The following is a 12,288-nucleotide window of genomic DNA, read 5'->3' as shown; positions in this document are numbered from 1 at the left end:
CTGTTGAGACGCCCACGTTGCGAGATCGACGTTCACACGGAGTGCTCAGCCGCTTTGAGCAGCAGTCGATGGCACTCTATGTCGCCTGGTAGTGGAGCATCCGCAGGTCAGGGCGGTAAGGAGTCGCTTGTAGGCCTGAATTCTCCAGTGAGCCGTTTTCATCCTGAGTAGCGGCTGGTCTCGACGCGGTGCAGGACGAGGATGGCCTGCACGATCGCCGTAGCGCGGCGGGGACAGCAACGCAGCTTGGCCAGGATCTTCCAGGTCTTCAGCGTGGCGATGGCTCGTTCGCCGCGGGCGCGGAGCCGGGCATGACCACGGTTGACGGCCCGCTGGCGGCGGGACAGCTTCGGTCGGTATCGGTGGCGCTTGAACGGCGTGCGTACGCTTCCGCAGGCTCCCTGATAGCCCTTGTCCGCGAAGGTCAGCACGTTTGCGCTGGTCAGCGCGTCGATCAGGCCGTGGGTGCGGGCGGCGGTGAGGTCGTGGACCGCGCCGGGCAGCGCGGCCGATGCCCAGACCAACCGCCCGGCCGGGTCAGCCAGGACCTGCACGTTCACCCCGTGGCGCTTGTGCTTACCGGAGTAGTACGGCCGCTGGTCAGCGACCCGGTCGATGGGAATCAGCGTGCCGTCGAGGATCGCGTACGCCAACCGGGCAGCCCGACGCATGGCGGCGGTGAGATCGTCGGCGCAGGCGGCGAGCAGGTCGACGGCCTCGCGTAGGTACCGCCACACGGTGGCCACCGACACGGCGAAGCCGGCCGCGAGGCGGGTGAGGGTGTCGCCGTTGCGCAGATGGGCCAGGGCCATCAGTGCCTGCTGCTGCGCGGGCAGCCTCCGCCAGCGGCCGCCGAGCGCACGTCGGCGGTCGCGGATCAGCTCGGTCAGGCGGGTCAGGCTGCGCGTGGACAGCGGGATGCTGGCAGGATAGGTCAGCAACGAAGCTTCCGTGCTGGGCAGTGCGTCTTGGTCGACTGCTGTCCTACCGGGAGCTTCGTCCTATCCGGACAATCGACACGCCGCCCCCGCCTGCCTGGTTCAACCGCCCTTGATCACGATGAAAAGAGCTCAGTGTTCGACTCGCATGACGATGCCCCGAAGGACGGAGGCTTCGAACCCGTCTACGTCGAGCTGGATTGGTACGACGGCCCGCGAGGCGGCCTAGTACTCCAACGTCAGTTGGCCTGTCTGCGCTGGTAGTGGGATCGGCGGGCTCGGGCTTGGGATGTTCGTCGCCAGATTGACCAGTGCAGGGTGTGCGCTGGTGGGTGCGCCACGGTGAGGACGAGGGCGTTGAGGAGTCGGCGGATCTCGGCGGTGGTCAACGCGATGATCTCCGGGTCGGCGTGGGGTTGCTGTGTGGTGGCGGCGAGGATGGTCAGGACGGCGAGGGCGAGCATGGCCAGGGTGATGAAGCGGTGCCAGCCGGTCCAGCCGCGGACTTGGTAGTGGTCCAGGCCGACCTGGCCTTTGCCGGTCTGGAACAGCTCTTCGATACTCCAGCGGGAGCCGGCGACGGTGACGAGGGTGTGCAGCGGGACGGGGCGGGGTGACCAGCACAGGTAGAAGGCCAGCTCACCGGTGGTGCGGTTGCGGCGGATGAGCAGCCACCGGTGCTCACCAGGGTGGGTGGCGGTGGTGATCCAGGCCCGCAGGTATTCGCGTGGTCCTTTCGCTCCTGGGCCGCAGCTGTGCGGCTGCCACTCGCGGGTGGGGATCCGGTCGGCGACCTCGTCGACGCGGATGAGGGTGCGGCCATCGTTGACGTGCACGCGTCGGTCGCAGCCGACGGCCAGGACGTAGCCGATCTGACGCTGCTCGAGGTCGGCGCGTAGGCCGGGGTCGGCGCCGTAGACCTCGTCACCGGTCACCCACCCCGCCAGAACGCCGGCGTCCAGCGCGGCGGCGATCATCTGCCGGGCGAGGGCAGGCTTCGTGGCGAACCCGACCTGGCCGGGGACGCCGGCGGCGGCGAGGCGGTCGGGGCGATCGCACCACGTCGTCTCGGGTAGGTAGAGCCTGCGGTCGATCAGCGCCCGTCCATGCGGGGTGACGTAGGCCAGGAACACCCCGACCTGGCTGTTCTCGATCCGGCCAGCGGTGCCGGTGTACTGCCGCTGGACCCCGACCGAGCACAGACCCTTCTTCAGGAAGCCAGTCTCGTCGGTGACCAGGACAGCGTCGGGGTGGCCGAGCTGCTCCACCAGCCAGGAACGCACGTCATCGCGGACGGCGTCGGCGTCCCACACCGCTGTGCGCAGCAGCCGCTGCATCGCCTGCGGATCGGCGTGACCCGCCCGTTCCGCAAGCGACCAGCAGGTCTTGCGTTCCACGCCCGACAGCAGCCCTTCCACGAACTGCCCCGCGGTCCGACGCGGCTCCGCCCGCACGAACCGGCCAGCGACACGCGTCTGCGCCTCGTCGAGGATGACCCGCCATCCGGCGGGGTTTAAGCTGTGGCCCGCGGCCATCGCGCGATCTTCGGTTGTCCTCACAAACCATCGATGATCAACGCGGTGGCCGTCTTCATGCCTGCGCCACGCCCAACGCCGAAGCCAAGTGACGTTGGAGTACTAGCTGACATCGGCGGAGTGCCGCACTACTTCTGGGCGCTTAACGACTACGCCCGCCCCGGCGATCGCGACGACGAGCACTTTGTCTGGCCGGCTGGCCAAACCGCGCTGGCCTGGGAGTGTGAACAGTGGGCCATCTTCGTTGAGTGGAACGCGCGCTACGAGGCTGGCACCGCCACGCCGGGCAGCCACCCCTGCCACGGTGGTGTGAACATCGGCTACGACGAGCTGACCAGGTTGCTTCAGCCACACCGCATGATGCCAAGGTGCGCCCGTCGGATGAAGGTCGAGTGGCGTTGGGACGCCCCTTCGACGCGACCGCGGTACACACCGAGGGCCCTGGCTACCGCGCCAGCTGGCGCCCCGCGTAGCGAAGCCGCCTCCACGCTCGCGTGCATGGCCTCGACGTCCGACTCTGTCTTCGCCGACTCCCACTGGGAGGACCCGACCCGCCGGGCCTGGTACATCGCCGTCCTGCTGGTGCCGGCTGCCGTCGGGGACCGGCTGACGCCGGTCGAGAGGGCCCTGCCGTATCGACGCATGGCTCTGGCTCCCGCTGTGCTCGCGTCGATGTGAATCCGAGGGCTGAGACTCGAATCCCACCAGCAACGCGCTGACCAGCGCTTCCTGGGCGGTGACCTCTTCGGCGTGCCCGAAGAGCCAGGCAATCCGGTTTCCTGATCGACCCGACGCTGTCCGGCCGGTGGAGTTCAGCTAGGCCTCGAGTCCCTAATGTCGCTGGGCAGGCGCTGCTGTACAGATAGTCGGCCGTGCTTTCAGACGCGGGGGCGGATGGCTGTGACAACTGCTATCGTCTCGGCGGCCCGACGGCAGGGGTTGGTATGGACCGGGGAGACAGGCGCAAGCGCGGAGTGGCCGTGGCCCGGGCGAGGGTTGCCGTAGTTGCATACGCGTTGCTCGCTCTGGCCGGCAATCTGGTCACCAATGGCGTCGACCTGCCCAGTCGGCGATGGCTGCTTGTTGCGGTCGGAGTTTTCCTGTTGCTGCTTGTGGTGGTGGCGAGGATCGAGGTTGGTTCCCGCCGCGACGGGCCGGCCGTCGGTCCAGGGGTGATAGCCGAGGGGCCGGTTGGCGGTCGGTCCGATGGATGTACTTGTGCTGTGCCGCATAAAGCGGTCCAGGTAAGTACAGCTCCTCACCGGGCTGGCCCGTGGCCGCTACGGAGCGTGGCCGAGTTGGAAAGCAGGCGGTACTCGATCACAGACAGTCGCGTGAGGAAAGTTTTCGGCGCAGCGGGCTGGGAAGGAACGCTGCGGAGGATGTACCCCGAAGCCCCGCTGGTGTCGCTGGGCGGCTTCACCTTTCCGATCTGGGCCGAGGTCGCGGCACCCGAGCTGCGGGGCGATCTCGACTCGGCGATTGGAAACATCATCGATCACGTACGGCCCGACAGACGTCGGTACGACGCGGAAGGCCGTGGCTTCGACAACCGTGGCAGGGCGGAGTTCCGACGCACCTACTGGCGGCGCGACGAAGTTCGGCGGTTCAACGCGGAGACGTTTGCGCTCGACAAGATCGAGCGTCATGGCCCCGGGAGGTTCAGCATTCATGCTCGCTACGGCACCTACTTCCAGTCGGTGGCGACCTCCGAAATGCTCGAGCGGGAGTTCATCAACGTCGTGAGCCGCCGGCCGAATGCCGTGTGGTCGTTGAGCGACTTTCCGCGCCGTGCCTGGCTGCGAGAACGGGCTGGCGGAAACGAGCTCTTCAACGGCGCCCACCGGGCGGCCGCCTTGTCGGTGGCGGCAGTAATGATCGTGAAGGAGAAGCAGGGGTACAGCGCGCTATTGAGCCGGAGATCCGGGGACGTCAAGACCCATCCGGGCTTCCAGCACGTCTTTCCCTCCGGAATCCTCGCGCCGACCAGTTCCCGGTACGGCAGTGAGCGCGCGGAGTACTCGGTGAAACGGGCCTTCCTTCGCGAGTTCGCCGAGGAGTTGTTCGGGTATAACGATTTGGCCTACGACAGCAGGGACCTCCGCGATGCGCTCGGGGGCATCTGGCCGATCCAGCACCTGCTCGACGCCACTCAACCCGGGCCCATGGGGCAGCGACCGACGGTCGAGATTAGGTATACCGGCATCTCGGTGCCGCTGCTCACCCTCCGCCCCGAGGTGTACGTGCTCGTGCTGGTCCGCCAGTCAGGCTGGTTTGATGAGCTGGTGAGCGGATCGGAGTTCAGGTGCCGCCAGCATGGATTCAACCTGAACTGGGAGTTCGAGGACGACCGAGACGACATCGACGGCAAGAGACTGGACTCGATTCGCGTTGAACTCGACGATCGGTTCGAACTCACCGGTAGGCGGCGGTTGACTCCGCTCAATACCGTTCCTCACGCCGCCGCGGCACTGTGGCTGGGTACGCAGGTTGCCCGTGAACTGGTGTAGTGACGCTCTCGCGCTGACCGCCGATGCACCCGACGCCCCGACAGCGCCTTTGGCATGATGAGCTCTTCGGCGGGCTCGAAAGTGTCAGCGTCTGTGGCTCGCGCAGGTCAGTCGGCGGATGCCCTCGACTGCGGGCCACGCTTGGTTAGGGTTTCCTGCTCGGGGACCTCTTCGGCGGCCCTGAAGTGGTCGCGGCGCATCGACCGGTTGAGCTGGAGGCGACCCTCCGTCAACCCAGGAATTGAGCCTCGGGCGCGAATCCTGTTGTGAGGGCGTGACTGGCGATCAGGTCGCACTCGATCTCGAGCAGTTGGGTCGGGAGCAGCCCGGCAGGCGTGCCCAGGAGCTTCTGAGGGGTTGGCTGAACGCGGTGCGCTGCCGGTGGCCTTCAAGTTGGCTCTTGGCGGCATGAGCGGCCAGTCGGGCCCGGATCAGCCCTTGGCCGATGTACACGAGAGGCGTCTGGCCGGGGCGGCGGATCCGGTAGACGCCCACCATCGGCTCCGTCACCGGTCGGGAACTCCAGGAGCTCCAGGGGAGCTGGGCCCAGTCAGGCGCCGTCGGATCCCGACCAAGGTCAAGGACCGCGTCCTGGTCGGCGGGCCGCGAGGCGCGGGAGTCCTGGTAACCGCGTGCCCGGCGGCCTGCCCTCACGAGCGCCGCGTTGTTACCTGTGGACTTGACCCACCCTTCGGGCATGCGTCCGAAGTTGGCCGTCGGCGAGCGACCGAATCGCGCTCGGTGCTGCGAAAGCACCACACACTCCGCCATCTTGCGTTCCCTGACGTCCCCGGCGAACTCGGCGATGGAGAACTCGAACTTGGCGCCGTCGGCGGTGCGCATAACCCACAGGCAGGGAGCGGCCGTATGCGGGTCGTTGTACGGCATCTCATCGCGATAGAGAACGCATAGCTGACCGAGCCGGCGTCGCAGCTCAGCGGTCTGCCCCACGTAGGCGAGGGCGCTGTCACCGATGCGCCTCACCTGGTACAGCCCCGGGCCTCGTGGCACCTGCAGGCGAACGGCCCGATCGCCGAGCGGAAGCCAACCGCTCCACGCGAGAGCCGGCGTGGTCCGGCTCGAACTCAAAGTCGGCCACCCGCACGGACATGTTCAAAGGTCCCTCGCACCTGCTGGATCCAGAACGCCTCTCGGGCCTGCTTCGAGGCACCCTTCTGGAGTAAACCCATGTCCTGCGCGAGCTGATAGAAGCCTGGGCCGGCGTGGTTCGCATCAAGGTAGATCACCAGAGCGGACAGCATCGCCCCTACCACCGGATACGTCTCCTGGACAATCCGGCCCAGCAGATAGCCCATCGCAGCACGCTCGGCCTGCTCCGAGAAGTCGAACGCCCGGTAGCCCGTACGCCGCGCCAGCGTCACGCTCATCTCGGTGTAGGACGTGTCCCGCTCCATCAACGCCCGCTCGCGCAGGAACTGCTTGCCCGCGGCCACCAGCACGTCCCACTCGTCATCGTGACGACCGTACGCCGACACGCGATCAGCCCCCTCCCGTGCGCCATGGTGTTGGCGGAATCGGACTGTAGGTGACGGCGGTACGAGCTGTACAGCCATCCGTACATCCGCGAGGAGCCGGTCCTCGCGGGGAGGTGAAGGGCTGTGCATACCGCGGGCGGCGCGATCTCCGCGGCATTGGGGGCGTTGCGGTCGTTGTGTCCTCCGCCCTCACGCAGGAGGGGTCGACGCCCGCCGACCACCTGCAGGGCTGTTAGCCGAGCCGACCGTCCTGCTCCCGTCGAGTATCGAGGGCTATCGCGGCAGTACTGTGCGCGCCATGATCCGGAAAGCCATGATCGTAATGCCCCTTTGCCTGCTTCCCCTCACTGCTTGTAGCAGCAACACCGATAGGCCGGAAGCCGCACGGACCTCGACATCGCCAGCTCCTGCCGCCAGCACGGCGTCGGATGCGGCGGCCAGCCCGACCGCTCAGGCCGCCAGCGAGGAGGCGAAGCTTCGCCAGGCGGTGGTGGCGTACTCGGACGCCTTCCTCGACGCGAAGCCTACGGTCGGCTACGAGCTGTTCTCGGCCAGATGCAAGGAACGCGTGACCCTCAGCGAGTTCACCGGCATGCTGACGGCCGCCAAGCAGATGTACGGCAAGGCGATGCCGATTAAGACCTTCGAGGCGCAGATCTCAGGCGATCTGGCCCGAGTGACCTACACCTATGACGTGCCTGCCCTGAACCAGAACAAGGAGCCGTGGGTGCGGGAAGACGGCAAGTGGAAGCAGGACGACTGCTGAGCCTTGTATCACGTTCGGCGCGGCGATGGCGGGGGAGCAGATGGACACCGGACCTGTACGCCGGTAAGGAAGACCGGCTGCGCGGCGCGGGCGCGCACGAGTCCTGGCAACCATCACGGGCAAGTCGTACACCACTCCCGTGGGCGCAACCATACAGGCGAGCGGTTCGGCCTGACCTCCCGGAGGGTCAAGTGTGGTCTGCTGGACCCGCGGGCGTCGTATCGAACAACGGGCCTCGGTTGCGAGCGCCTGCTGATCCACGCCGCCTACGGCTTGAAGGGTGCGAGCTTCTCCACCTATCGGACGAGGCGTTGCTGACCTAGGCTCAGTCCATGGAGGACGTGCCCTATGTGGCTCCCGCACCGCGTCGGCGCGGTAGTCCCGTACAGGTATGGGTCAGCATGGATGAGCACGGGCGATCAATCGTGTCATTCGAGCCATTGCCTTCCGCGAGGGCGATCTCTGTCCCCATGCCTGAGGACATTGAGAGGCTGCTGCAGCTGCACAGCTCTGTAGCGACCACAATGAGGGCGGTTGCGGACGCCGACAACAACCGTGATGCTGTCCGGATATTGCGTGACCGTGTTCAAGCGGAGCGCCGCAAGAGGCTGGATGGCCAGGTACCCACTGTGCGGGAGGTTCGGAGCGAGTCGGTTCGCTGGCGCCAGGAACCGGTCCGAGATCTGCAACGCGAATATCCGACGGAGACCACCGAAAGCGTGTCTGCAAGGCCGATCGGGCAACCGGACAGTAATCGTCGGCGTCACTGAGTCAGCTGAGATGGCCACCACGACCAGCGGAATGACCGGTGTGACGGCCGGCTCAGCAGCGTCTTTGAGATCTGGGGTCGAGGGGCCTAGGTGGTGCGAGCCCGGTCTGCTGGCCCGGGCAGGCCGATACCCGTTGGCCGTTGAGGCGCCGGTCATGGCCTGCGTCGACATGCTCGTTCCAGGCGTGTCGACCGTGACGCGTTATGCCCGCTACTACAGCCTGTATTGGGCTCTCGCCGCGTACGCCGACCGGAAGGGCTTGGACAGGGAGGCGTGCCAGCGCCTCGTCCGTCGGGCAGAGGTGGGTTTGGCGCGGATCTCGCAGGAGTACGACGATCCGGAAGGCGCGCCCGGGCTCGCTCATGGCGTGGACGCGATAGCCAGGCTCGCCCCTCGTCAAGGCGAGGAGTTCTCAGTTGCCGACTCCAGCGGTTCCGGTTCTTACTCCCCGCGTACCTGGGGCTTCTGGTCGCAGTACAACGGACCAAGCGTGACGCTCGGGACCGTGGCGGTGGACAGCGGTGCGCTGCGGGTCGGCCGCCATCCGTGTCCACCAGAAGTCGCAAAGATGTACAAGTCCCTCATTGAGGTCGCCGAGCATCGAGGTGGTCTGTCACTCCCGTCGGTGGCGCTGGGGCGTCTGCGCCTTCAGCCGGACGCGGACACTCCTGACCTGGAACCACTGGGCTCGCTTTTTAGCGCCACTGAGGATGGCCGCCACGACCCGCAGTCCTGGAGTGGGGAGGATCGGACGCGGCGCGCCACACTCCGCATACTCGCCCGGTCGTGGCAGCTCAATCCGGACGCGGCCACTTGGCAGGAGGCGTTCGCCGCTGCCGTCGCTTACGGTTCGGCCGCACGCGAGGACCCGTTGCTGGCCGGCGAAGAACGAACGGCCGCGTGGCGAGGGGTGGTTCTTCGTCACCAATCTGTCGGGGCGTGGCGACATCTCTGGGCGGCGTTGGTCAACGAGGTCCGAGGCACGGAGATCGCCTCTCGTAGCCACTTGCACGAGTGGATCAGCGCGCAGCTACCCAGCAGCACCGTCGCGGAGTTCGAAGCCGGTCTGCCTGCCGTCGTTGATGAACGTCGTGATCCCCTCCCGGCCGAGGACGCGCTGCTGCGCGACGACAGCGGTGTGCTTACCGATGTCGCGCTGCTACTGCTCGGCGCTCGGCGTCTCGACTCGCTGACCGGCATCACTTTGCGCACTTTCAAGGGGAAACGGCCCACTTACCTCGATCCCACCTGGATAGCGCAGCTCCGGCACGAGTACGGGCAGCGCTCGGTCGCCGAGCTGGGGCGACGCCTCGTTGACGACATGCTCGCTCAGTCGCGGCGGGTGGCGCTGCGGAAGGTGAAGTTCAATCAGGACGGCACGATCTCACTGTTCAGCAGACTCCACGAGCGCAATGGCGCGTACTTCGCTGATTCGGGCGAGGGCAGCGGCAACGTTGGTCTGCGTCTTACCCAGCTGGCTGAGATCGCGGTACAGGTCGGGCTGCTGACACCGCACCCCGAAGAGCCAGTCACGCCTGAGGGCCAGCGACTGCTGGATCTGCCCTCATGAGCGAGGCCGTCACCCATGCCCTCCGGTCGCCACTAACTCTCCTGCAGCAGTGGCGGGATCGAGTTGACGCCGCCCGGCTTCGCGAGGTCCTCATCACCGGCTACACGGTCGACCTGGGGTTCCTCGAGAAGTTCGCTATTCCCACCGCTCGGGCTCTCGGCGCGCGGATCACGGTCCTCAGCGACCCTGGGCAGGCCGTACACGACCCGGTGGACGTACGTCGCGCCGGCGTGGCCTACCAACACGGCCACGCCGTCTGCTCCAGAGCATTTCACCCGAAGCTGGTGGTCCTACTCGGCGACCGGGACGTGTGGCTCGCCGTCGGATCGGGCAACCCGACGCTGTCCGGGTGGGGATACAACCACGAGCTGTGGGTCACCGCTTACGGAAGCATCGATCATGGGCCGCAACTCATCCACGACATCGCGGACTGGCTGCAAGACCTGCCAGACACGGTCGGTCTGGCTAGCTGGATCGCCAAGACAATCCGGCACCTCGCCGAGCGGATGCGCCCAAAGAAGGTCGATGAACAGTGGTCGCACGTGCGGGCTGTCGGCAACCTCCACGAACCGCTGTTGAACCACCTACCCGCGCACGCGGTGGACGAGTTGCGCCTCGCCGCCCCGTTCTACGATCCGCCAGCCCGCGCAGCGACAGCCATCGTCACTCGGATGAAGCCTCAAGCCATACGTGTCGCTGTTCAGCCCTCCATCGCCATGTTCGACGGTGCCGCCCTGGCCCGTGCGGCAGCGCCTGCCGTTGATCAGACCTTCACTCTGCTCAGTGCCGGGCGGGCCTGGCACGGAAAGCTGATTGAGTGGCGTACCCCTGACGGAAAGACCGCCGGCATGACCGGCAGCGCGAACATCACCGCTTCGGCGCTGCTGATGAGCACCGGACAGGGCGGCAACTGCGAGCTGGCTGTCATCGCACCGCACGGCGGCGGGCTCTTCCCATCAGAAGGGGATTCTCAGCCGCCGAACGCCATCCAGAACCTGAGGTCGACGCTGCCCGCTGGCAGCTCCGCAAGCGCCTCAGGACCCGTCCTTCTCGGCTGTGCCCTGGTGGACGGCACACTCATAGTGGAACTTGCCGTGGCGGCCGGAAACAGGGTCGTCATCGAGACCTCGCCGACCGGCGCGCCAGGGTCATGGACCGTCGCAGGGGCCGTTCCCGCCAACCAACAGTTCGCACGCCTCCTGGTGCCGGAGCTGACCGGAGGCGCGGTGCGCGCGGTGATGGAGGTTGCCGGCGCACGGCTGGCATCTGCGGCCGTCTTCATCACCGATAGCTCCCGCTGCCGGCCCCGCCAAGACACCAGCGACGAACCGCGACTGTCCTGGTCAGGCGAGGTGGGAGAGCTTTTCAGCGACCCGATGCTGGCACAGCGCTTCACCAACGAGCTAGGACGACTCGTCGAGCAGGTGGGCCTGCGCGGCCGCACCCTGCCCTCAACATCCACCACTTCCGCTAGTTCCCCCGTCGAGTCGGGTGACCGGTGGGCCGATTACCTTGAGCGGTGCGAACACGCACTCGGCCCAAGTCTCTCCGGGCTCATCTTTCCGAAGAAGCATGCTGGTGACCAGGGCTCGGCGACTCACTGGTCGATCGATGACGTCGACGAAGCGGAGGTCACGGAGGACGAAGATGACGACGTACTCGACGGCGTGGCGCGCGAGCAAGAGGAGAAACGTGCGACGCAGGTCCCACACATCCCTCCGGACCAGCGCGCCAAGTACCGACGGTTCGCCGAGCGCTGGGTGACCGCGGTAACAGAACCGGCCATCGAGAACGATTGGTCTACCCTGCCGCCCGTTCACCTGCGCATGGTCGTCACCCAGCTCTATCTGACGCTGCTAGCAGCCGGTGTCTGGCATGAAGACGACGCGTGGCGCCACGACCTCAGGTGGCTGATCTGGTCGCTGGTCCCTGACGACGACATGCTCGACGACCTTCCTGCTGAAGCCTTCGACCATCTCTACGCCCTACTCGCCGTCACCATGACCACCCTGCGGCAGGGCACTCACCTATACGGAGGACGCGAGGAAGACCTTCCTTCCACCGATGCCTGGGCAGACGCAGCCGAGTGGGTAGCGGAAGCAGATGTCTCGCTTGCTGACGAACTTCTCCTGCCTGCCACTCAGCCCTTCGCGCGCGTAGCGACCGCGGAGGAGCTTCATGAGACGGTCAGACTCGCGGGGGAGGCCCGTCAGGACCCATATGCGGAGGTACGAGTGACGCTTGCCGATGCCGGCCTTGCAGTCGAGCTGCAGGACGGTATTTGGCGGGTAGAAGGCGGGTTTACGAACCCCTACCGAGCGGCGGCGCGGGCTGTCACCGAGCTGCTGCGGGTCGACGATGCTGCAGCAGTGATCGCCCGAAACTCACGGTGTGCCGTCCTCATCGCCGTGGCCGACAAGACCATGGTCCTAGTCGATTCGCGAATGGCCGTCTGGCGGCTCTACTCGTTGTCTGGCACTCGTACGCCGCTCTCGATGACGATCGACTGTCCTGGCCCGCCGCCTAACGCCCGGGTCTTCCCGCTGCGGTCGCAGCTAGCCGAGGTTGAGGAGGTTCAAGATCGGCTGAGTCTTGATCTGCCCAGCCTCGTAGCTGAGATGAGAAGCCTCATTGCCTGTATGTGAGGCCCGGCGGGCTGACGATTAGTGAGGGCGTTGACAGTAGGCCGGCCGCGAGGTGACG

General features: G+C 66.5%; 9 protein-coding genes. 5 read left to right on the top strand and 4 right to left on the bottom strand.

Features of this window, described 5'->3' with window-relative positions; translation table 11 throughout:
- Positions 1 to 158: 158 nt before the first annotated feature.
- Both FB454_RS31475 and FB454_RS31470 read right to left on the bottom strand, forming a co-directional pair.
- Positions 159 to 941, bottom strand: a complete 783-nt coding sequence (locus tag FB454_RS31475; protein WP_145824058.1) for a transposase family protein — start codon at positions 939 to 941, stop codon at positions 159 to 161.
- 236 nt (positions 942 to 1,177) lie between these two features.
- On the bottom strand, positions 1,178 to 2,473 hold the full coding sequence (locus tag FB454_RS31470; RefSeq protein WP_145824057.1) for an IS701 family transposase: 1,296 nt from the start codon (positions 2,471 to 2,473) through the stop codon (positions 1,178 to 1,180).
- A 120-nt stretch (positions 2,474 to 2,593) separates the two neighbouring features.
- On the opposite strand from FB454_RS31470, the gene FB454_RS31465 reads away from it, so the two are divergent.
- Together FB454_RS31465 and FB454_RS31460 are read left to right on the top strand one after the other, a co-directional pair.
- Positions 2,594 to 3,151 (top strand): hypothetical protein, encoded by a 558-nt coding sequence (locus FB454_RS31465; RefSeq protein WP_145824056.1) that lies wholly within the window; start codon positions 2,594 to 2,596, stop codon positions 3,149 to 3,151.
- A 704-nt stretch (positions 3,152 to 3,855) separates the two neighbouring features.
- Positions 3,856 to 4,983, top strand: coding sequence for a hypothetical protein (locus FB454_RS31460; RefSeq protein ID WP_145824055.1), 1,128 nt, complete (start codon positions 3,856 to 3,858; stop codon positions 4,981 to 4,983).
- Positions 4,984 to 5,268: 285 nt separating this feature from the next.
- Here FB454_RS31460 and FB454_RS31455 read toward each other — a convergent pair whose 3' ends face one another.
- Both FB454_RS31455 and FB454_RS31450 read right to left on the bottom strand, forming a co-directional pair.
- Positions 5,269 to 5,871, bottom strand: a complete 603-nt coding sequence (locus tag FB454_RS31455; RefSeq protein WP_145824054.1) for a hypothetical protein — start codon at positions 5,869 to 5,871, stop codon at positions 5,269 to 5,271.
- A gap of 197 nt (positions 5,872 to 6,068) precedes the next feature.
- Positions 6,069 to 6,443, bottom strand: a complete 375-nt coding sequence (locus tag FB454_RS31450) for a hypothetical protein (protein ID WP_486485483.1) — start codon at positions 6,441 to 6,443, stop codon at positions 6,069 to 6,071.
- Positions 6,444 to 6,777: 334 nt separating this feature from the next.
- On the opposite strand from FB454_RS31450, the gene FB454_RS31445 reads away from it, so the two are divergent.
- The 3 genes from FB454_RS31445 to FB454_RS31435 all read left to right on the top strand — a co-directional run bounded on the left by FB454_RS31445 (position 6,778) and on the right by FB454_RS31435 (position 12,230).
- Positions 6,778 to 7,245, top strand: a complete 468-nt coding sequence (locus FB454_RS31445; RefSeq protein WP_145824052.1) for a nuclear transport factor 2 family protein — start codon at positions 6,778 to 6,780, stop codon at positions 7,243 to 7,245.
- Between the two features lie 924 nt (positions 7,246 to 8,169).
- Complete coding sequence (locus FB454_RS31440) at positions 8,170 to 9,585, top strand: hypothetical protein (RefSeq protein ID WP_145824051.1); 1,416 nt, start codon at positions 8,170 to 8,172, stop codon at positions 9,583 to 9,585.
- Positions 9,582 to 12,230 carry a phospholipase D-like domain-containing protein gene (locus FB454_RS31435; protein ID WP_145824050.1) on the top strand — a complete coding sequence of 883 codons (2,649 nt, stop codon included), beginning with the start codon at positions 9,582 to 9,584 and terminating at the stop codon, positions 12,228 to 12,230. The genes FB454_RS31440 and FB454_RS31435 overlap by 4 nt, the downstream gene beginning before the upstream one ends.
- The last annotated feature ends 58 nt before the right edge of the window (positions 12,231 to 12,288 follow it).

It is taken from the genome of Micromonospora sp. CNZ297 (assembly GCF_007827625.1).
This window is presented reverse-complemented; position numbering and strand designations above follow the sequence as displayed.